Raw genomic sequence first — 21,226 nt, 5'->3', positions numbered from 1 at the left:
TTAAACTTGCTAATAATGATGAAGAAATCCCTGCAAACCGCCTTCCTGATCTGGGTCGCAGCAACCATTCTAATGACCTTGCAACTTGTTGCCATCCACCTCCGCAACGGCATGGATGGGCTCAACCTGTTCATTCAACAATGGCCCCTTTCCAATCCATCCGTCACACTTGCCGCCACCGCCCTCACATGGATGCTGGCGGGCGCGTTGCTATACCTGCTTGCGAATGACAAAATAAACAAAGAAAACGCATGGCAAACGCTGGGATTTTTTCTCATTCTTTTTATTTATCTCAACATATTCCGTGAACGCTTCCGATATGGCGACTATCACTACTACCTCGATGCCGCCATCGCGCTCTCAAAAGGCGAAGCCCTCCCCGCCACCTATGTCTACCTGCCCCTCTGGGCAACCTTGCTCCAGTTCATCGTCTCCCTCGGCGATCAGGGCGTGATGATCGTCCTGTGGATTCTCAACATCATCGCCCTCGCCGCTTTCTACTTTCTACTTTCCACGGTTCTGCAACGATACGGTTTCTCAAAACATCTCTCCGTCCTCATCAGCGTCCTCTTCCTGCTCATCAACGTCCCACTTTTGCGTACGCTGGGATTCATCCAGGTCAACCTGCTGGTCATGGATTTGATCCTGCTCAGCCTGCTGACCTACCCAAAGAACTCGCTTCTCTCCGCGCTGACGCTTGCCCTTGCTGTGCATCTGAAGACCTCGCCCGCGGTCATCGTCCTCGCCTTCCTGCTCGAATTCAACTGGAAATGGCTGTTCTGGTTCGCAGTCAGTTTCCTGCTCATCGGCGTGTTCCCTGTGATGGTCAATGGTGTTTCGCCATATTACGATTATTTCAACAACACCTTTTTGCTCACCCAACTGACCACCACCAACTTCCACGACACCTCGTTCGATTCGTTCTTCCGTTTCCTCAATCCTTTCTTTGGTATTCAAATCGAAACCACCCGCATCATCATCCTGCTTGCCAAAGCCCTCTTACTCGGCACGACCCTCTTTGTCATGACGCAAAACATCCGCGAGCAATCCTTCTCAAAGCAAAACCGCCTGCTCAATGCCGTGCCTGCCTTGGTCATCTTTATGACCCTCGGCTCGCCCATCGTCTGGGACCATCATGGCATGTTCGTCACGCTCGCCTTCCTGCTCCTGCTCAAACGCATCCACACCTCCACGCATTGGATGATTTTCCTCTCCATTTACTTCTTCCAATTCATTTTGGCCTCCTTCGATTTCTTCCCCTGGTCGTACGGGCGTCTCTTTGCGCCGATGATCGCGCTCTGGCTGATGTATGCCACACGGGAGAATGAAGAGCCTTCGCCGTTCATTACTTCCGCGAATCAATGGCTTGCAAAAATAACAAATTAAGAGCGAACCACATAGTGCCACGAAGGGTCACAAAGGAAACCCTTAAACCCTTGTGTACCGTTGTGACCCTTGGTGGTTAAATCTTTATTACATGAAAAAACATTTCCCCGCCATTATCCTTGCCTGTCTCTTCCTCGCAGGCTTGCTCACCTTCAACCGCTACGGCGAAAGTTGGGATGATCTTTCCCTGCAAAAATACGCCGCGAAATCCATCAACGCCTATTCCACTTTCCCACAGGAAGGCATCGTCAACCTCACCCGTGAAGACCTCGGCTTTTACGGTCCCTTCTTTGTCATGCTCACGGATGTACTTTCCAAATCCCTCAGCGCCATTCTCCCATTCTCCCTGCCCGACCTGCGCCATCTCGTTTATTTCCTCGCCTACTTCGCGGGCGTCCTCGCTTTTTACTCCATTGCAAAACGCTGGCTGAGCGACCTCCCCGCCCTCAGCGCGACCCTGCTCTTTGCCACCCAACCTGTCCTCTGGGGGCACGCCTTCATCAACCCCAAAGACACGCCTTTCCTTGCGCTCTTCCTTCTTTCTCTTTCTTTGGGGATGCGCGCTTTCGACTCCCTCAAACTGGATTCGCCCGCCGAACTTTCTCCACGCTCCAAACGGACTCTCACGCTTCTGACTTCGCTCTGGCTTGTCTCTGTCTTCGGACTCTTCATCTTCACCCAAGCCATTCACGCCTATATCGAAACGCTTGTCCTCTCCGCGCAGGCTGGCAACACCAACCTGTTCTCACTCATCGCCAAAAACATCACCGAAGTCCCCGCTGAAACCTACACCCAGCGCTACTTCATCCTCTTCCTCGAACTCCGCACCTTTTACTTTTTACTTTTTACTTCAATCCTCCTCTTCACCTGCTACCGCCTTAATCGCCAACTATTACTTGTTCTGCTGTCCATCCTCCCTGCTGCTTTATTACTCGGCTTCACCACCTCCACCCGCATCCTTGGTCCGTTCGCTGGCGTGCTCATTGCATATTATGCATTTCGTACCAAGGGTAAACAAGCCATCCCTGCATTGACGATGTATGCCGTGATCGCGCTGATTGCCCCCTACATCTCCTGGCCCTATTTGTGGATGAATCCCATTCCCAATTTTGTCAGCAGCCTGCAAGAGATGTCCCTCTACCCCTGGGCGGGACTTGTGCTGTTCAATGGCGTGTCCTATCCAAGCACAGACTTGCCCATCTTGTATCTACCCGGCTTGTTGCTAATTCAACTGACCGAACCCGTCTGGGCGCTGTGCATTGCTGGATGGATCGTGGCAATTATCGGTGGAGAAAAGAAGCGTGGGTTGGCCGAGTTATCGCTGTTGTGGTTTATCATCCCGTTTGCGGCCTTGATGGTTTTGCGAGTTGCGTTGTATGATAATTTCCGCCAGATCCTGTTCATCCTGCCGCCGATCTTTTTGATGGCGGGTGTTGCGTTGGAACGAATAAGGAATGTAAAATGGCAGGCCGTGTTGATCGTGGTATGTTTGCTGCCGAGCCTGTTCGGGATCGTTTCCCTGCATCCGTATGAGTATATGTATTACAACCGCCTCATCGGCGGTGTGGATGGTGCGCAGGGACACTTTGAACTGGACTACTGGGCGATCTCCTACCGCGAGGCGGCGGAATATGTGAATCGCGTTGCTCCACCGAATGCGAATATTTGGGTGGAGGGCCCCGACCATTTGTTCGCATTGTTTGCGCGCGAAGATCTGAAAATCTACTCATCGGGTGAAGTGGAGCGTGCGGAAAGTTATGAGTTTGTGGTGGCCATTACACGGTATAACTTTGATGAGACCGTTTATCCTGATGCTGAAATTGTGCATGAAATCATGCGCAGTGATGCGGTGTTAACCGTGATCAAAAAACCCTGAAAGAGAAAAAAATGAATCTTCTTGAAGTCCTATCTGAAAAAATATTGATTGCCGACGGTGCGATGGGAACCATGCTGCATGCGCGCGGTATTAACTTTGACAAATCCTTTGACGAACTGAACCTGACCAACCCGTCCGCAGTTGCCGAAATTCACCGCGAGTATATTGAAGCGGGCGCGCAGTTGATCATCACCAACACCTTTGGCGCAAACCGCTACAAATTGAGCAGGCACGGTTTGGAAGATGACGTGGCGGAGATCAACCGTGCGGGTGTGGAACTGGCGAAGCGCGTGATTGCGGCGTCGTTCAAGGATGTGCTGATCGCGGGGGACGTTGGTCCGCTTGGGGTGAGGATCGCCCCCTATGGACGGGTCAAGCTGGAGGAGGCGCGTGAGGCGTTTGCGCAGCAGATTCAAGCACTGGCAGAAGCGGGTGCGGATTTGATCGTCATCGAAACAATGAGCGACCTCTATGAAATTCAGGAGGCGATCAAGGCGGCGAAGGAAGTTTGCTCCCTGCCTGTGGTCGCGTCGGTGACGTTCACCCGCGATGACCGTACCCTGCTTGGTGATGACCCTGCGAAGGTGGCGCGCCGCGTTGCGAATGCGGGCGCGGATGTGATCGGCGTCAACTGTTCCGGCGGACCCTCGCAACTGTTGCGGATTTTGAAGCAAATGCGCCAGGCGGTGCCGACTGGGAAATTTTGGGTGAAGCCCAACGCAGGCTGGCCCGAGCAGGTCAGCGGACGGATCATGTATCCTGCCGATGCGGATTACTTCGGCGAGTATGCGCTTCAGTTCCGTGAGGCGGGCGCGAACATCGTTGGCGGTTGCTGTGGCACAACCCCTCAGCATATCACCGCAATGCAGAAGGCATTGGAGGCCGCTCCTGTTGGCGCAGTAGTGGATGTTTCCATTTTGCCCGAAGATGAGATCACCGCCGAGCCAGCCGAACAACCTACTCTGTTTGCCCAAAAACTTGCAAACGGAAAATTTTGTATTTCGGTAGAGATGGATCCCCCGCGCGGACTTTCCACTCACAAATTATTGGCGGGCGCGTCGCTTCTGCATGACTCAGGCGCGGACGTCATCAACGTGGCGGACAGCCCGATGGCGCGTATGCGCATGTCCGCATGGGCAGTGTGTGAGGTGGTGCAGCGCCAGATCGGCGTGGAGTCCACCTTGCATTTCCCGACGCGCGGACGAAACCTTTTGCGCGTGCAAGGCGACCTGCTTGCTGCGCATGCGCTTGGCATCCGAAATGTCTTTGTTGTCATGGGCGACCCGACCTCCATTGGCGATTATCCCGAAGCCACCGACAACTACGACCTTGTCCCTTCGGGTCTGATCAAACTTATCAAACAGGGTTTCAACATGGGTGTGGACCATTCCGGCACGAGCATTGGTCAACCGACCAATTTCTTCGTCGGCGCGGCGCTCAATCTCTGCCCGCAGGATGTGGACGTCGAAGTGAAGAATCTCCGTCGCAAGATCAATGCGGGTACAGATTTTTTCCTTACCCAGCCCATCTATCGAACGGACGATGGGCCCAAACTCATCGAAGCCTACGAAGCGAAACACGGCAAATTCGATAAACCGATTCTTGCGGGCATCCTTCCACTGGTCAGTGCGCGCCATGCCAACTTCCTGCACAACGAAGTGCCGGGCGTGTTCATTCCGGATGAGGCGCGCCAGCGCATCGAAACTGCAGGTGACGAATCCGCAAAGGTTGGCGTGGAACTGGCTGTCGAATTAATTCAAGGCATCAAAGGCTGGGCAGGCGGCGTTTACATGATGCCTCAATTCCACCGCTACGACATGATCTCTGACATCATCATGGCTGTGAAGGAATGAATTCTTCGCGTCTCTTTTTCAGTATGGCGCTGGGCTTCGCCGCCAGCATATTTCTGGCAGTGGCCTTCTTCGGCTATTTGACCCTCGATGCGCTGATAGACCGCCTCTTTCTCACCCTTGTGCCTGCTCTTGCCATTGGGCTGCTTCTATACCAGGTTTTCCCATCCCTCTCTGCATGGGTGGGTCGTATCCGTTCGCAATTCAACCTGCTCTATTACCTGCTCAGCTATCTGATGAGTTTCAAGCTCACCTACGGACTGGTTGGATATTTGCAGGAACCGCTTCGCACGCCATTTAACATGGTTTTGTTTACAGGGTTTTCCATCACCCTCGGTAGTTTGATCGGCTACTATCTCTTTCGCCGCGCTGTCCACTCCCTGCGTGAAGATTTTTTGAGCAGGCCATTAAACCTGCTGCTTGTCCTTATTCTGCCCTTGCTTGTCTCTGCTGTGATATATGGGAGTGTTCAATTTCCTTCCATGTTCGTCTGGGAGTACATTACTGTTCCGCAAAAATGGATGACGTTGTTTTATGTCACTGCGATTCCAGCAGGAATATGGAGCCTCTCTGTTTTAGAGAAATTTGAACTCGGCACGTATTACCTTAAAGTCAAGCAATCAAAATTAATTGTGTTTCTCTCCCAAAACCTGCCTGGACTGTATGCAGGCGGCATGTTCTTTATGGTGCAAGCCATCCTCGCCCGCGCGTTCAACCACCCTGCGCTCAATTACAACACCGTTCTCTTCGAAGCGGATGCGGGTCCGTGGATGGAGATCCTTGCCAGCCCCGAAAGCGGCATGGCGGGGCGTGCCGTGCATCCCCTCAGTCTCATCATCATCCGCCCGCTGGTGCGGCTCGTAGCGGGACTGATGGGTGAGCACTACACTCTCGGCGGAATGCTGGTCACCTCCGCGATTGCGGGGTTGTGCGTTTTCATGGTTTGGCTGTTCATCAAACGCGCCACGGACTCAAAGACCTACGCCTTCCTCTTCGCCATCCTGCTCGGTTCAACTGCCACGCACCTTCTCTTCGGCTCACTGACCGAAAACTATATCTTCGGTGCGGCATCGTTGATCTTTTTCTTCCTGCTCATCCAGGCGGGAGAAAAACGATTTGCGTTTCTTGTCCCTGCGGGATTACTGCTTTTCGGTATCACCATCACCAACATTGTGCAGGGTATGATCGGCTTGTTCTTCAATAAATTCGGTTTCCGCCGTCTTGTTCAATATGGCGTGACAGTCTTTGCGTTCGGCGTGCTGCTGACCGTTTTTACCAATATCTTGCATCCCGGCCGGCAGGGGTTATTCTTTGTCCCAGCCGATATTGCGTTTGAGATGAATTTCGTATCATCTGACCGGGGCACATTGTCCGATCCGATGCGCCTGTCGGATCCATCGTCCATAACTCGAAAACTACAGGTGGTTACCCGTTCGGCTCTACTCTATGGTGTGGTTGGACCAAGATCACTGGAAGTGATTTCTGAAAAGCCGCCCTTCCCTACCATTGATTTGAAAACCTTCGATGTGCGCACGGCGGGACTCGCCCCTTACAAGGGGCTTGCCAGACTTCCCGTCATTTTGTGGCTGGCCCTATTGATGGGCGGATTTTTACTGTTCGTGAAAAACGTACGCACCTCCAAACACTCGCCTTTAATGCTGGGATTGCTCGGCGCATTCGGTTTCAACATGATCCTGCACCTGTTCTACGGCACGGAGCTTTTCCTCTACTCGTCCTACTGGGTGTATGCGCTGGTTCTTTTCTGCGCGCTGGCTCTCTCAGGCTTTGCGAACAAAGCCTGGTTTCAATGGGGCGTAGCAGTCATCGTGCTTGCGATCATGGTGAATAATTACTGGTTCATCTTCACAATCCAGCAGGCGCTCACACCGTTCTATGCGGCCGCTCCGTAGGTTACGCATGACAGTTGAAAGGGGTAAAATATCCCCATGCTGCTCACAGTTGACATCGGCAACACCAACCTGACACTAGGCTTGTACGAAGGCGAGGTACTTGGCGCGCACTGGCGTCTCGCCACCGACCATAATCGCATGCCCGATGAATACGGCTTGCAGTTTCTGGGTCTGCTCCAGAACGCAGGGAAGACAATCAACGACATCACAGGTATTTCACTTGCATCTGTCGTTCCGCCGCTGACCGGGCGCGTCATTCAAGCCTGCCGCGAGTATCTCAAACAGGAGCCGCTCGTGGTGGACGCGGGCGTGAAGACAGGCATCCGCATCCTGTATGAAGACCCCAAAGCCGTCGGCGCGGACCGCGTCTGTGACGCCGTCGCCGTCATGAAACTCTACGGCGGTCCCGCCTGCGTGGTGGATTTCGGTACCGCCACCACCTTCAACGCCATCACTAAAGACGGGGAATATCTCGGCGGCGCAATCATGGCGGGCGTCAACCTTGCCGCCGAAGCGCTCTACACCCGCGCCGCAAAACTCCCACGCATTGATCTGCAAGTGCCGCCCTCCGTCATCGGGCGCAACACTGTCCATGCGATGCAGTCGGGTCTGCTGTTCGGGTATGTGAGCATGGTCGAGGGGATGGTGGACAGGTTCAGGTCCGAGTTGGGAGGCGATATGAAAGTCGTCGCCACGGGCGGTATGGCCGAAGCCATCGCCAAAGAGACGAAGGTCATCGACATCATCGCCCCCTGGCTCACGCTCGAAGGTCTGCGCCTGATCTGGGAACTGAATCAAAAGTGACAGCTATCATTCAATGAGTGTCACTTTAAGTGTGCCCCCACGGAGTCTCGAATAGCATCCCCTCAATGGGGGCTGCGGTTTTGAAAAAAAACAGTCACTTTTTAGTGACTGTCATTTGTGCCCCCACGGAGACTCGAATAGCATCCCCCTGCGGGGACGACGGTTTGAAAATAAAAAACACCCGCTATTAAGCGGATGCTTGTGTGCCCCCACGGAGACTCGAACTCCGGTTTTGGCCTTGAGAGGGCCACGTCCTGGGCCGCTAGACGATGGGGGCGTTAGCGGGCGAGATTGTATCACTGGGATATTGAATCGTCAACGAACACATGCAATTCCTTCGGTCCATGCACGCCGATGGTCAGTGTCATTTCGATGTCTGCGGTGCGCGAAGGTCCCGTGATGAAGACGGCGTTTTTGTCCTTCACCAACGGTGTTGCATCGGGCAGGGATGGAAGGATGTCACCTGCCTTCAATACGGCAATGTGGACCTCCGGCAGCAGCGATCCCAGCAACTCCCCATCCGCTTCGAGGATCGACCCCGTATCCGCCAGCCCGACCCGAGCCTTTGTCACGCCGACAGTGATCCCCGGGTTGGCTTCGTGGGTGAAGTCAATGCCCGCTTTTTGTAGAAGGGATTCGTCAAGAACGTCTGGCTGCAAATGGATTTTCTTAATGTCTTTCAATACCAGATATTCGATGATTGATTGGGTTGGGCTGCTCGTTTGATACACATTGCCGGAGAGGGCGGTGAGTTCGGTGGTGAATTGGTCAATTCGACTTTGGAGTGCAGGAGCTTGCTCCTGCATGGGTTGGCTTTCATGGTTATTTCTTTTTTTGACTTCAATCTGAGATTTCGACAGCAAGCTGTCTGACTCCAAAAATCTCTCCCGAAACGTCTTCCCCGCGAATCGCGGTAAATCCTTGCTGTGGCCCCAGCCGGTGAAGGCGGGCAGACGCATCCACCCCGAGCGGGGGGAGAGGAGGAAACTTCCCAGCGAGGCGAATTTTTGGGAGAGGGCGAACAGCTTTGGCCGAGTCGCGAGGCGGGTATAGATTTGAAGGAAGAGCTTTGTAGTCCATGTCAATCCTGCGCCGCCACTCTCACCCCCAGCCCCTCTCCCTGAGAGAGAGGGGGACTGCCCCGCACGCACGCGAGTCAGCAACTTTGGCAGGTCAATATCCACGGGGCAGGCATCCTTGCACGCGCCGCACAGGGACGAGGCTTGCGCGAGTTGGACATAGTTTTCGCCGAGCAGGCCGGGTGAAACCACCGAGCCAATGGGACCGGGATACGGCGCAATGGACAGGTCGCGCCCGATGTAAGCGTGTCCGCTCAGCTCGCGGAAAACGGGACAGGCGTTCAGACACGCGCCGCAGCGGATGCAAAACAGGCTTTCCTTGAGCGGCGAGTTGCGCAGGCGTGAACGTCCGTTGTCGAGGATGATAAGGTAACGGGTTTGGTTGGGCTGGGATGTGAGCAGGAGTTGGGTGTAGACCGTGAGTTTTTGCCCTGTGGCCGAACGCGGCAGGAGCGAGAGCATCAGCGCCAGGTCATCGAGGTTGGGGACAAGGCGCTCCATGCCCATCAGCGCTATGTGTATTTTCGGCAGGGTGGTGACCATGCGCGCGTTGCCTTCATTGGTGACGATGCAAACTGCGCCGGTCTCCGCCACGCCAAAGTTGACGCCGCTCACGCCGATGTCGGCGGTGAGGAAGATTTCACGCAGAACCTTGCGGGCGGTGGCGGTCAGGGTCGGGATGTCTTCGGTGTAGGGAATGCCAAGTTTTTCGTGAAAGAGTTGCGCAACTTGTTCTCTTTTCAGGTGCGCGGCAGGCGTGATGATGTGACTCGGTTTTTCATGACGCAGCTGCACGATGTATTCGCCGAGGTCGGTTTCGACGACGTTGATACCATGTTTTTCAAGCGCATGGTTAAGCCCGATCTCTTCCGAGACCATGCTTTTGGATTTGGCGATCAAAACCTTTTTACCACGAAGGGGCACGAAGGTTGCCTCTCCCCCCCTTTGTGTACTTTGTGCCCTTCGTGTTAAGCTTTCCGTAATTTGCAAAACGATTTGCACTGCCTCCGCCGCATCCTTTGCGCGGTGGACGATGACCCCGTTGGCTTCGTTCCTGGCGATGAATATTTCAAGGTATTCATCAAGATGCTCGATCACATCCGCGCGGATGTGGTGCGCGCGCTGACGGCGTTCGCGCCAATCGGGGATGGATTCGAACGCAGCGGCGCGTCCCTTCAGGCGGCGCGCGGAATTGTTGTCCAGCGCGGCTTGAAGGGTTTCGTCATTTATTGACTCAACGATTCTTTGACGGAATGATGTGCTACTCATACTTGTTCATCTCTGGTTCAACACTTCCGCGATATGCACCACTCGTTGACCCTTCTTCTGCCGATGCAGTCCGCCCATGATGTGCATGAGACAACCCGCATCGGTGACGACCAGCATGGGGGATTTGCTCGCTTCGAGGTTGGAAATTTTACACTTCAACCACTCTGCTGAAAGCTCGGGGTGTTCCACGGACATGATGCCGCCAAAGCCGCAGCATTCCTCGGCGTTCGGCAAATCGACCAGTGTTGCGCCGTGGACGTGCTGCAATAAAGTTCGCGGCTGCCTGTCCACGTTGATTCCGCGCAGGGTGTGGCAGGAAGGATGATAGGTGAGGGTTCCGTCCCATTTCGCGCCGAAGTCGGTGACATGGAGTTTGTCCACCAGATATTCGGTGAATTCGTAGGTGCGTTCCGCCAATGCCTTCGCGCGCGGATGCCATTCTGCATCCCCTTCGAATAATTCCAGATAGTTATGTCTGAAGTGATGGGCGCACGACCCTGACGGCGTGACGATATCCCCGTTTGTTTTCTCGAAAACTCGAATCGTATGCTCCGCGATCGCGCGCGCATCCTTGCGGAGACCGGCGTTGAATTGCGGCTGTCCGCAGCAGGTTTGGTCGGGGGCGAATTCCACGTCACAGCCGAGGCGTTGGAGTATGTTTACAACCGCCTCCCCAGTTTGCGGGAAGAAGGAATCGGTCAGGCAGGTGATGAAGAGTTGGACGGCAGGCATATGTCCATTTTAATCCCATTCCCGATTTCCAAATCCCAATTCTTCATTTTACGGTATCATTCGCCCCTATGGAATTCATCACTTCACCTTCTCAAAAATTTGACCTTCCCAAACGCATAGCGCGCCTGGGCGAACTTGCCACAAATTTGTGGTGGACGTGGCAGCCCGAAGCCGCGCGCCTCTTCGGACGGCTCGATTATGACCTGTGGGAACGGCTGGGGCATAACCCGATCCGCCTGTTGAATGAAATTGAACGCACGCGTTTGGACCAGGCCGCAAAGGACAGAGATTATCTTGCGCTGTATGATGCGCTTTTCGAAAGATTTGATCTGTATTTCAAAAAGGAAGCATGGTCGCAAAAGGCGCATCCTGAATTGAAGAATCCAATCGCCTATTTTTCAATGGAATTCGGGCTGCATGAAACACTGCCCATTTATTCGGGCGGTCTGGGCGTGCTCTCGGGCGACCATCTTAAAGAATCATCCGACCTTGGTTTGCCGCTGATCGGCGTCGGGTTCATGTATGCGCAGGGATATTTCTCCCAGCGCATCAGCGAGGACGGCTGGCAGGATGCGCTCAACAACCCTTTGACCTTCGATCACCTGCCGGTTGCGCTGGTTACCAAGGGCGGCAAGCCCGTCATGATCGAAATTAAATTTCCAGACCGCAGCATCCATGTGCGGGTCTGGGAAACCCGCGTGGGCCGCATCCCGCTCTATTTGCTCGATTCAAATGTCGAAGGCAATAATGACTATGACCGCCTGCTGACGGCCCGCCTGTATTGGTCGGACCTGGACCGCCGCATCATGCAGGAGATTTTACTTGGCATTGGCGGCGTGCGCATGCTGCGTGCGCTGGGATATTCCCCCGATGTCTGGCATATGAACGAAGGACACGCCTCCTTCCTGACCCTGGAGCGGGCGCGTGAATTTGTCGTAAAGGGACTTACCTTTGCGGATGCCGCAAAAAAGACCCTCGGACAAAACGTCTTCACCACGCACACTCCCGTCCCTGCGGGCAATGACGAATTCCCGCTCTGGCTCATGGACAAATATCTCGCCAACTACTGGCCCGAGCTTGGGCTGACCCGCGAAGAATTCATGGAGGTCGCCCTGCACCACCAGCCGCACGGCGAGACCTATTCCATGCCGATCCTTGCCTTGAAATTATCCGGCGGCAGCAACGGCGTTTCGGAATTGCATGGTGAGGTCTCGCGCGATATGTGGAAGTTCCTTTGGGAAGACCGTGATGTGAAGGATGTACCGATCAACCATGTCACCAACGGGGTCCACACCGCGAATTGGATGGCGCGCCGTTTGAACATCCTGCTTGAAACATATCTCGGCGCAGACTGGTACGACAGCCTGGACAACCATGCGTTGATGAAGAAACTAGACTCCGTCCCCGACCCTGAACTGTGGGGCGTGCGCCTGCACCTTAAACGCAAACTTGCCTTTTACCTGCGCGAGCGCGTGCGCGACCGCTGGACACATGGCGGTTTCCATCCTGTGCAGGTGGTCTCCTCCGGCGTGCTCATCAACCCCTATGCGTTGACCATCGGGTTTGCGCGCCGCTTCGCCACCTATAAACGCGCCAACCTGATCCTCTCGGATATCGAGCGCCTGCTCGACATCATCAACCGCCCCAATATGCCGGTGCAGATCATCTTTGCCGGCAAGGCGCATCCCGCCGATGAGCCCGGTAAGCAGTTGATCCAGCAGGTCTATCGCACGGTCAAGAAAGCCGAAACCGGCGGACGCCTCGTCTTCCTCGAAGATTACGACATGAACCTGGCCCGTTATCTCGTCCAGGGTGTGGATGTGTGGATGAACACCCCGCGCCGTCCCATGGAGGCCAGCGGCACTTCGGGCATGAAAGCCGCCATCAACGGCGTGCTGAACTTCTCCGTGCTGGACGGCTGGTGGCGTGAGGCATATAACGGCAATAACGGCTGGTCAATCGGACGTGATGAGCCCTATGAGTCAAATGAGATTCAAGATTCCGCCGACGCCGGGGACCTGTATGACACCCTTGAGCATGAGATCATCCCCATGTACTATAACCGCGACCCGAAGGAAATGTCCCGCGAGTGGATCGCCCGCATGAAGGATACGATGAAGACGATCATCCCGCAATTCTCCACCCGCCGCATGGTCAAGGAATACGTCGAAAAGTTCTACGCGCCAGCCGCGAAAAAATAGCCCAAGACTCTTCACCGCGAAGCCCACGAAGACCGCGAAGAAACCCACCTGAAGGATCAAAGAAGAATCAAAAAACCTTTGTGAACTTCGCCCCTTCGCGGTGAAAGAATTCATCACTCGGAGCCCATTATGTTCCCCGAAATCACCGTCACCGAACTATCCGAAAAACTCAAATCCCAAGAGAAATTCGTCCTGTTGGACGTGCGCGAACTGTCCGAGTTGGAATTTGCAAAAATCGAAGACAGCAGGCTGAAGGTCACGCCTGTGAGCCGCCTCGCAAGCGAAGGCGCGGAGGCACTGCCCGAGTCGGTCAGGTCACAGGATGTTCCCGTCTATGTCCTCTGCCATCACGGAAACCGAAGTATGCAGGTGACTGCATGGCTGGCACAGCAGGGCTATAAAAACACCCTCAACGTGCGCGGGGGCATCGCCGAATACGCGCGCAGTGTTGATTCCTCGGTTGGTTTGTATTAATTGCCGCAGGGCACAGCAGCGCTGTGCCCCTACATTTTTAAATCCAGAATGCCGCCCTTGCGGACGGCATTCGTGGGGCGCTGTGGCTCCTTCTTACTTCTTGAGGAGGGATGCCACAGCGCTGGGTTTAATGCTACTATCCATGTTAGACATCACCTCCTCCTTTCATAAGGATTGCGGTTCGATTTGTTTGCCCCCAGTACTGCGATGACGGGAGTATGTCACAGAACATTTCGGATGTCAATAGCCCGAATTCAGTTCTCACAAATTTGTAATATTCCCAGCCTGAAATTTTCTGATACCTTTTGAGAGGCTCCGCAAGTCCCGCGGGACTATCCTTTCGAAAATTCCCATTCCCCCTTTGCGGGAAAATTCAGGAGATGTATATGAAAAGCAACCCAAATAAACTCTGGATCCTTGTGATCGCGCTCGGCTGGCTCTTTGACTTCCTTTTTTGGAAGAAAGCCCCCGGCGTCAATTTTGTCGTCTTTTGGACGGCCTGCCTGATCGCGGCATTCTACCTCCTGCTGAGCGATGGGCTGCGCCCGCAGCGTGCCAGCCTGATCCTGCTTCCGCTCTTCGGCTTTTTCGCTGCTGTGACCTTCATCCGCGCCGAGCCGATGACCACCTTCTTCGCCTATACCTTCACCCTGCTGACGTTGACCCTCTTGGCCGTCACCTACCTCGGCGGACGCTGGATTCAATACGCTCTTTCAGATTATTTTATGAAGTTCCTTGCATTGATGGGAAGCCTGATCGCGCGCCCGATCACCTTTTCGGCCGATGCCCGAAAAAAACAGGCAGACACAGGCGTGCAAACCTCGAAATATAACCTCTGGCCCCTCGTGCGCGGCATCGTCATCGCCCTGCCGGTCGTGGCGATCTTTGCCGCCCTGCTTGCCTCGGCGGACGTGGTCTTCGGCCAGCGGCTGGACGATTTCATCGAGATGTTCAAACTCGAAGACCTGCCCGAATACATCTTCCGCCTGATCTACATCCTCCTCATCGGTTATGCGCTCGCAGGGATCGTCCTGCATGCCGCTTCCGAGTCGAAGGATGAAAGGCTGATCGGCGAGGAAAAACCCATGGTTCCCCCCTTCCTTGGTTTCACTGAATCGAGCATTGTGCTGGGAAGCGTGGTCCTGCTGTTTACCATTTTTGTGGTCATCCAGTTCCAATACTTCTTCGGCGGGAATGCCAACATCACCATCGAAGGCTATACCTACGCCGAGTACGCCCGCCGCGGATTTGGCGAACTGGTCACGGTGGCGTTCTTCGCTTTGCTGATGCTGCTTACCCTGAGCGGGGTCACCAAACGCGAGACCGAACTACAGCGAAAAATATATTCAGGCTTGGGTATCGCGCTCGTCGCCCTTCTGTTGGTCATGCTCGTTTCGGCGTACCAGCGTCTCGTCCTGTATGAAGCGGCGTATGGCTTCTCGCGCCTGCGCACCTACACCCACGTCTTCCTCGTCTGGATCGGCCTGCTGCTCATCGCCACCATCGTTTTGGAGATCCTGCGCAAGGAGCGCGCCTTCGCCTTTGCCATGCTGATCGCTTCCTTTGGGTTTGCCGTCTCGCTTCCCATCCTGAATGTGGATACCTTTATCGTGAAGCAGAACATCCAGCGTGAGATCAATGGACAAGCCGCAGAAGACCTGGACTCGCAGTATTTCATCGAACTGTCCGATGATGCCGTCCCCACTCTTGTCGATTCGCTTCGCTCCCCGACCCTGCCGGATTCCGTCGATGAGAAGGTGGGCGCGGCTCTGGCATGTATCCGCCACCAGCGCGGAGGGGACGAAGGCGGGCGGACCTGGCAATCCTTCCACTTCGCCCGCCTCCATGCGGATAACGCGCTGGCTTCCGTCAAGGATGAACTCGATGCATACGAGATCGTGGACAGGGACTGGCCTGTCAAGGCCATCGCCCCCTCCGGCGAAGAGTATTTCTGCTCGCGTTACTATCTCGATTAATGTCGTTGCGAGCCCACGAAGTGGGCGAAGCAATCTCCAACGAACAAGGAGATTGCTTCGTCATCGCCGGCGCACAGCCGTATGAGGTGTTCAAGTGGGCGTTGGGGGAGATATTGAAGGAAAAGTAACTGACTTGAAACAATATAGACAACCGTTTGCTTTTCGTTGATCTAAATTCGGAATATGTTTATTACATACAACTACCACCATAGGCTGTTTATATCATTGGCATCAATATTATCGTGGCCTGGAAATTTACGAGCACGATTTTCAATAGCCATTTTATTTAATAATGCGTTTCTATATCTTTCAAAGAACAAACTTTCCAGCAGGCTTTCTTCCGTTCCAAACAAAGAGTAAGGATTTATATTATAAGTTTGCAGAGCGCAAAATGCATTCAAACGTTCACTCGCAGGAAGAATAAATTTTGTAACAAACGGAATGCGGTGTTCGTCTTTCACGCCTCCCTCTTCATGATCAGAAAAATAAATCCTTTCGTTTTCCTCTTTAAGGCAAATTGTATAAACACCTTGTTGAAGTTCGTGTCTTTTATTGTTTCGAGGTGATTTGTCTATAAGGGAAACATAGGGACACTGATCAACTCGCACCCCAGCATCAGACATGCTTATTGAATACATGTATACTGCTACTTTCTCTGCAGAACTTGATGCATCTCTAAACGCAAAATATGCAGCTACAAAAGGTGATCTCGTCCAGTCAAGTAATGGAGATGGAAACCCAAAGTGTCTCAGGTACGTCATGTAAAAAAAGGTCTGCTCATCTATTTTGTGATGGTCGGTGAGGTTTTTTTGGAAATCTTCATAATCTGGCAATTCCCACCTTTGATTTATGAAGGTTTCAATTTGTGTTTGAATACTCTCAATTAATCTAAAATAATTTTCGGCTTGCATATTTCCCCCAACCATTCTTTCCAATGTAGTTCTTAAGTGCCATTTGGCGTCAGGTTGTCCTCTGAAAATAGTGTATCTAGGCGTATCGTAGTCTCTATCCTCAATTATTGTATGTCTTACAGCACGTTCAAATTCATCCCAATGATTAAGTTCTCTTATTTCTAGCATTGGTTATTCTCCGATTATTTTATTAATTAAGCAAAGTAATTAACAAAGAAATTGTGCGAGTCAGACCCTTTGATACCTTATCCACCATGGCTTAAGGCATTATAAAACAAAAATGCCCTAGATTGCTTCGCGTCTTTTGCGCTAGTGGTCTGTTGGATAAATACTACAACGAATTGAAAATCATGCACCCGCTCATGGCGTTAAAACCGGGCTTGATATCATGCCTAAGGAACCAATGGCGCGTTTCGAATTTATTGCAAAACTTAGACAACAAACCACTAGAAATGGAACTATTCCTTCCCATCCTCCACCTTAAACTCAACAACTCGATCCAGCCGAAACGTCCGCTCGGCTTCGTGAGTGTATAAAATGTCATTGCGAGGAGGGCTCTTGTTCTTTTCGACGAAGCAATCCCTGTTATGGGGAGACTGCTTCGGCTAAAAACAAGTACGCCTCGCAGCGACATTACTCCTTCCCCTCTTCCACTGCAAACTCAACAACCCGATCCAGCCGGAAGGTCCGCTCGGCGTTGCGGGTGTGGCAGTAGGCTTGCAGGTAAATGTAATCTGCCAGGCCGACCACGTCCCTGGGGGTGATCCAACGTTCGGAGGTCTCGCCGTCCTTGTCCATATATTTGATGAACAGGCGCTTTCCGCTGTGGATGGCTTCGCTCAATTCGGTGGGCAGGTACACGCCTTCGGGGGGCCAGGCGGGCGAGTTGTAAATGCCGATGAAATCATCCAGTGACTTGTCGATGGACTTGAGCGAATCGGTCATGGCGAAGAACAGGTTCTTCATCGTCAACGCATCCGCGAGGGCCTGCGAACCGCTCACGTTGGCCGCCACGCTGAAATCCTGCGCGAGATGTTTCAGGCTGTACGACGGCAGTTCATAGAACTGGCGCGACATCAACAATGTGTCGATCAAATTCGGGAATTCGATGGTCCGATGCAGTTTGCGGTATTCGTTATCGAGGAATTGGATGTCGAACCTGGCATTGTGGCAGACGACCACCGCATCTTCGAACGACGCGTCGAGCCGGCCGGTGACCTCCCTGAACTTCGGCGCCGCTGACAGTTTTGACTCATCCAGTCCATTGACGTGCGCTGCCGAGGGCGAAAGAGTCCGCTCGGGGTTGATGAGCAGGTCCAGGGTCCCTTTGATGCGCTTGCCTTCGGTCAGCACGACGGCGACCTGGCAGATGCGGTCCCCGAACCAGGGGGAAAGTCCCGTGGTTTCGATATCCAAAAAAGCGAAGCGGGCATTGGAGATGTTAAACATAATCGGCGCACCTTTTGAGTGCGCCAATCTTACCATTTTAAAATTATGGAGTCAGGGAGCTACGTGCCCCGAAGGGGTATGCTCCCGATATGCCAGCGAACTGGCTGACTCCAAATTATGCCCGTCTGCGTTGGATGATGCTGTAGACTGCCAGCCCAAGCGCGACGACGGCCGCAACCCAGGCGCTGTTTGCGACCAGCGGCTCGGCGGCTTGTTTCAGGGCGATGCCGATGAACGACCAGACGAATACAGAGGTGTACGCCGAGTCGCGGCGGGTGAGGGTCATCAACAGCCCGACCACGCTGGCGACGGCCAGCATGATGACCGCCCAGACCTGCGGCGCGATGCCGAAGCCGTCCCAGTTGATGGAATAGAGATAGGAAGTGACGTTGGCAATGGTGGCGACGCTGACCCAGCCGAGGTAGATGCTGAAGGGGATGTCCACGCTCCATTTTTCGGCATTGCCCACAGGCGTAAGACCGACGTTCAAACGCAGGTAACTGACGATGAGTGCCGCCAGCAGGGCGAGCATGACGACCACGCTCAAGCCGAAGGCATTGTAATGCCAGCAAAACAGCCATGCGGCGTTGAAGACGCCGCTCAGGGCAAAGGCATAACCCAACTTGCGCAGGCGCGGACTTTCCTTTTGTGCGGGGGAATACTGAAAGAAGGCGAAGGCGAGCCAGCCAATGTAGATGATGCCCCAAATGGCGAAGACATAGCCCGCAGGGACGAAGTACACGAGGAAGCGGTCCGAGATCTCGCCCGTGTTCTGTCCGTTGAGCGGCAGGGTGCTGGCAAGGATGTTGACGGCAAGCGCGAGCAAGACCGAAAGAGCATTGGCGAGTTGACGTACTGAATCTTTTGACATGAGATCCTCCAATTTGAAATATGTACCGCACGGACAAGTCCATCATACAGCTTCTTACTGTCAATTGCCATTGGCAAAAAATATTGAGATGTTGTGAATGGGAAGGTAAAAGATCTGAATTTGCCAAAAACTAAGCGTTTTATGAGAACCTAGTCCTGAACATTGACAACCTTTGCAAAACCTTTATAATATCGAAATAACCTGTACAAAACATGAACAGGAATTAGACCAAGGAAATAGGAGAAACAAACATGAAACGCACTTCAATCTTTTTATCGGTGGTTATGATCGCTGCCTTCGCGCTCGCCGCGTGCGGTCCGCAAGCCACCCCCGCCCCCACGGCGGTCCCCCCGACCCCGGTGCCTCCCACAGAAGCCCCGGTGCCTCTGGGTGATATTGTTGACATCGCAGTTGCGGACGGTCGCTTCACGACCCTCGCCGCCGCTCTCGGTGCCGCTGAGTTGGTTGACACGCTCAAAGGCGAAGGTCCCTTCACTGTTTTCGCCCCGACCGATGACGCCTTTGCTGCTCTTCCGGAAGGCACCGTCGAAAGCCTGCTCCTGCCCGAGAACAAGCAAGCCCTGACCGACATCCTGCTTTACCATGTCGTCTCCGGCAAGGTCATGGCTGCGGATGTGACCGCCCTCACCAGCGCCACCACGGTGCTCGGCAAAGATGTTGCCATCAAGGTTGACATGGGCAATGTGTACATCAACGAAGCCAAGGTCATCATTACCGACATCGAGGCCTCCAACGGCGTGATCCATGTCATCGACGCGGTCATCCTGCCCTCCGATGAGGAAGCACAGACCATCGTGGACATCGCCGTCGCTGACGAACGCTTCAGCACCCTCGTGGCTGCCCTGACCGCCGCGGAACTGGTCGAAACCCTGAGCGGAGAAGGTCCCTTCACGGTCTTCGCCCCCACCAATGACGCCTTTGCCGCCCTGCCCGCAGGCACGCTTGACAGCCTGCTGCTGCCCGAGAACAAGCAAGCCCTGACCGACATCCTGCTCTACCATGTGGTGTCCGGTAAGGTCATGGCTGCGGATGTGGTCGGTCTGACCGCCGCGCCCACCGTGCTCGGCAAGGACATCACCATCACCGTCCGTGACGGCAAGGTCTTCCTGAACGACACCGTTGAAGTCATCATCACCGATATCGAAGCCTCCAACGGTGTGATCCATGTGATTGACGCGGTTCTGCTCCCGCCTCAATAAAAGCATCTTCTTCTCCATAGTATGTGCAAGTAGAAAGGACGGGCGCCATGCCCGTCCTTTCGATTCCATGTCAGCGCAGGATGAAATTCCCCTCCTGCGTATTTTCGACTTATATACGCACGGCCTGCCGTGTTAGCGCCAGGTGAAGGTCAGATCGCTGTTGGGTTTGTCCCCCCAATAGTTTGGGTTGGGACTGAGGGTTAATCCTGCATCCGTCCAGGAGGAAACCGTGTAGGGTCCACTGGAGATGATGGTGCTTTCCTGCCCGCCATAGTTGCCGGATGCCAGGGCATCCGTATTAAGAATGGCAAAGGCGGGGTCCGCCAGATAGGTGAGCATCTCCGGCACAGGGCGGTTGAGATGGATCAATACCGTATTGATGTCGACCTTCTGAATGCCGTCGACGGTGGATTTGGCGCGGTTTTCAGAATCCCTCTCGCCGTTGAACCCGAGGAAAATGCGTCCCCAGGCGGCATACTCCCCGCTTCCGCGCAGGGGGCTATTTGGGTCGAACCAGCGGTAGAAATTATCCACCACCACATCCGGGGTGATGGGTGTGCCGTCACTAAATACGGCGTTCGAACGCAGCGTAAAGATGTAGTCCAGCTGATCGTCGGAAACCACCCACGATTGTGCGATTCCAGGTTGCGGATTACCGTTTGCGTCCAAATGCAGGAGGCCTTCATATAGGTATTGGGATACCATTAATGAATCAGCATCCTGTGTCAGGGCGGGATCGAGGTTGATGTTTGCGCTGATGGCGGCGGGCGACCCTGACTGGGCGGGGGATGTACCAGCGGTTGTTACATCCGATGGCGGCGTGTCTGTGGCGTCGCTCTTTGGCTGGCAGCCGGTCAGTACGATCATAACGACCAGTAAAAAGGCGATCAAGCGGCGGGGGGAAGGCTGGGTTTTCATAATTTTTGTAAGACTCCTTATCGTCATGGGATAAACTGTTCCGTATTCTAGCGCATATTATTTAATTAGGGAACCGAATGGAACCATTCATTAATATCAATCCAGGCAAAATAATACCATTGCCGGTCTGATCGGAGAAGAGGCGATCGGAAACCGGGCGGGGAATTCTCCCTCCCTAAAATCCAATAAGCTGCCTCGACCCTTTTTTGTCCGGGCGGGCGACTAAGACTATGGATTTATAAAAGGACCAATTGTACTTTGCTTCACATAAAACGGCTAACGTGAAACCCATTAATATAA

General features: G+C 53.8%; 15 protein-coding genes and 1 tRNA gene. 9 read left to right on the top strand and 7 right to left on the bottom strand.

What is annotated here, in order from left to right; genetic code table 11:
• The first annotated feature begins 15 nt into the window (after positions 1–15).
• The 5 genes from QY332_21080 to QY332_21060 all read left to right on the top strand — a co-directional run bounded on the left by QY332_21080 (position 16) and on the right by QY332_21060 (position 7,826).
• On the top strand, positions 16–1,386 hold the full coding sequence (locus tag QY332_21080) for a glycosyltransferase family 87 protein (GenBank protein ID WKZ36106.1): 1,371 nt from the start codon (positions 16–18) through the stop codon (positions 1,384–1,386).
• A 91-nt stretch (positions 1,387–1,477) separates the two neighbouring features.
• Entirely contained in the window at positions 1,478–3,262 is a 1,785-nt protein-coding gene (locus QY332_21075) for a hypothetical protein (GenBank protein ID WKZ36105.1), read from the top strand.
• 11 nt (positions 3,263–3,273) lie between these two features.
• Positions 3,274–5,115, top strand: a complete 1,842-nt coding sequence (locus QY332_21070; protein ID WKZ36104.1) for a bifunctional homocysteine S-methyltransferase/methylenetetrahydrofolate reductase — start codon at positions 3,274–3,276, stop codon at positions 5,113–5,115.
• Positions 5,112–7,022 carry a hypothetical protein gene (locus QY332_21065; GenBank protein ID WKZ36103.1) on the top strand — a complete coding sequence of 637 codons (1,911 nt, stop codon included), beginning with the start codon at positions 5,112–5,114 and terminating at the stop codon, positions 7,020–7,022. The genes QY332_21070 and QY332_21065 overlap by 4 nt, the downstream gene beginning before the upstream one ends.
• Positions 7,023–7,058: 36 nt before the next feature.
• Positions 7,059–7,826, top strand: a complete 768-nt coding sequence (locus QY332_21060) for a type III pantothenate kinase (protein ID WKZ36102.1) — start codon at positions 7,059–7,061, stop codon at positions 7,824–7,826.
• Between the two features lie 204 nt (positions 7,827–8,030).
• Here QY332_21060 and QY332_21055 read toward each other — a convergent pair.
• The 3 genes from QY332_21055 to QY332_21045 all read right to left on the bottom strand — a co-directional run bounded on the left by QY332_21055 (position 8,031) and on the right by QY332_21045 (position 10,906).
• Positions 8,031–8,103, bottom strand: a tRNA-Glu gene (locus QY332_21055).
• Positions 8,104–8,122: 19 nt separating this feature from the next.
• Entirely contained in the window at positions 8,123–10,174 is a 2,052-nt protein-coding gene (locus QY332_21050; protein WKZ36101.1) for an LUD domain-containing protein, read from the bottom strand.
• Between the two features lie 6 nt (positions 10,175–10,180).
• Positions 10,181–10,906: a (Fe-S)-binding protein gene (locus QY332_21045; GenBank protein WKZ36100.1), complete on the bottom strand. Its 726-nt coding sequence runs from the start codon at positions 10,904–10,906 to the stop codon at positions 10,181–10,183.
• A 68-nt stretch (positions 10,907–10,974) separates the two neighbouring features.
• Between QY332_21045 and glgP the strand changes: the two genes are divergently transcribed.
• The 3 genes from glgP to QY332_21030 all read left to right on the top strand — a co-directional run bounded on the left by glgP (position 10,975) and on the right by QY332_21030 (position 15,557).
• Complete coding sequence (gene glgP, locus QY332_21040; protein WKZ36099.1) at positions 10,975–13,107, top strand: alpha-glucan family phosphorylase; 2,133 nt, start codon at positions 10,975–10,977, stop codon at positions 13,105–13,107.
• 129 nt (positions 13,108–13,236) lie between these two features.
• Entirely contained in the window at positions 13,237–13,581 is a 345-nt protein-coding gene (locus tag QY332_21035; protein WKZ36098.1) for a rhodanese-like domain-containing protein, read from the top strand.
• A gap of 386 nt (positions 13,582–13,967) precedes the next feature.
• Positions 13,968–15,557, top strand: coding sequence for a DUF4173 domain-containing protein (locus tag QY332_21030; GenBank protein WKZ36097.1), 1,590 nt, complete (start codon positions 13,968–13,970; stop codon positions 15,555–15,557).
• Positions 15,558–15,757: 200 nt separating this feature from the next.
• Here QY332_21030 and QY332_21025 read toward each other — a convergent pair whose 3' ends face one another.
• From QY332_21025 to QY332_21015, 3 genes are all read right to left on the bottom strand, one after another.
• The gene (locus tag QY332_21025) at positions 15,758–16,636 is read right to left on the bottom strand and encodes an FRG domain-containing protein (protein WKZ36096.1); all 879 of its coding nucleotides are present in this window, start codon (positions 16,634–16,636) and stop codon (positions 15,758–15,760) included.
• 465 nt (positions 16,637–17,101) lie between these two features.
• Positions 17,102–17,917 carry an exonuclease domain-containing protein gene (locus tag QY332_21020; GenBank protein WKZ36095.1) on the bottom strand — a complete coding sequence of 272 codons (816 nt, stop codon included), beginning with the start codon at positions 17,915–17,917 and terminating at the stop codon, positions 17,102–17,104.
• Positions 17,918–18,032: 115 nt separating this feature from the next.
• Complete coding sequence (locus QY332_21015) at positions 18,033–18,788, bottom strand: hypothetical protein (GenBank protein ID WKZ36094.1); 756 nt, start codon at positions 18,786–18,788, stop codon at positions 18,033–18,035.
• Between the two features lie 251 nt (positions 18,789–19,039).
• On the opposite strand from QY332_21015, the gene QY332_21010 reads away from it, so the two are divergent.
• Positions 19,040–20,008, top strand: a complete 969-nt coding sequence (locus QY332_21010; GenBank protein WKZ36093.1) for a fasciclin domain-containing protein — start codon at positions 19,040–19,042, stop codon at positions 20,006–20,008.
• A 132-nt stretch (positions 20,009–20,140) separates the two neighbouring features.
• Here the strand turns inward: QY332_21010 and QY332_21005 are convergent, their stop codons facing one another.
• Positions 20,141–20,926 carry an ABC transporter substrate-binding protein gene (locus QY332_21005; GenBank protein ID WKZ36092.1) on the bottom strand — a complete coding sequence of 262 codons (786 nt, stop codon included), beginning with the start codon at positions 20,924–20,926 and terminating at the stop codon, positions 20,141–20,143.
• Positions 20,927–21,226: the final 300 nt, after the last annotated feature.

The organism is Anaerolineales bacterium (assembly GCA_030583885.1).
Classification (GTDB): Bacteria; Chloroflexota; Anaerolineae; order Anaerolineales; family Villigracilaceae; genus Villigracilis.
Note: the sequence above shows the minus strand (reverse complement) of the source record. Positions and strands in the feature narration are given on the sequence as shown.

Excerpts from the sequence above, each read along its gene's own strand:
- QY332_21080 (WKZ36106.1), top strand. The coding sequence starts at position 16 with ATGATGAAGAAATCCCTGCAAACCGCCTTCCTGATCTGGGTCGCAGCA.
- QY332_21075 (WKZ36105.1), top strand. The coding sequence starts at position 1,478 with ATGAAAAAACATTTCCCCGCCATTATCCTTGCCTGTCTCTTCCTCGCA.
- QY332_21070 (WKZ36104.1), top strand. The coding sequence starts at position 3,274 with ATGAATCTTCTTGAAGTCCTATCTGAAAAAATATTGATTGCCGACGGT.
- QY332_21065 (WKZ36103.1), top strand. The coding sequence starts at position 5,112 with ATGAATTCTTCGCGTCTCTTTTTCAGTATGGCGCTGGGCTTCGCCGCC.
- QY332_21060 (WKZ36102.1), top strand. The coding sequence starts at position 7,059 with ATGCTGCTCACAGTTGACATCGGCAACACCAACCTGACACTAGGCTTG.
- QY332_21050 (WKZ36101.1), bottom strand. The coding sequence starts at position 10,174 with ATGAGTAGCACATCATTCCGTCAAAGAATCGTTGAGTCAATAAATGAC.
- QY332_21045 (WKZ36100.1), bottom strand. The coding sequence starts at position 10,906 with ATGCCTGCCGTCCAACTCTTCATCACCTGCCTGACCGATTCCTTCTTC.
- glgP (WKZ36099.1), top strand. The coding sequence starts at position 10,975 with ATGGAATTCATCACTTCACCTTCTCAAAAATTTGACCTTCCCAAACGC.
- QY332_21035 (WKZ36098.1), top strand. The coding sequence starts at position 13,237 with ATGTTCCCCGAAATCACCGTCACCGAACTATCCGAAAAACTCAAATCC.
- QY332_21030 (WKZ36097.1), top strand. The coding sequence starts at position 13,968 with ATGAAAAGCAACCCAAATAAACTCTGGATCCTTGTGATCGCGCTCGGC.
- QY332_21025 (WKZ36096.1), bottom strand. The coding sequence starts at position 16,636 with ATGCTAGAAATAAGAGAACTTAATCATTGGGATGAATTTGAACGTGCT.
- QY332_21020 (WKZ36095.1), bottom strand. The coding sequence starts at position 17,917 with ATGTTTAACATCTCCAATGCCCGCTTCGCTTTTTTGGATATCGAAACC.
- QY332_21015 (WKZ36094.1), bottom strand. The coding sequence starts at position 18,788 with ATGTCAAAAGATTCAGTACGTCAACTCGCCAATGCTCTTTCGGTCTTG.
- QY332_21010 (WKZ36093.1), top strand. The coding sequence starts at position 19,040 with ATGAAACGCACTTCAATCTTTTTATCGGTGGTTATGATCGCTGCCTTC.
- QY332_21005 (WKZ36092.1), bottom strand. The coding sequence starts at position 20,926 with ATGAAAACCCAGCCTTCCCCCCGCCGCTTGATCGCCTTTTTACTGGTC.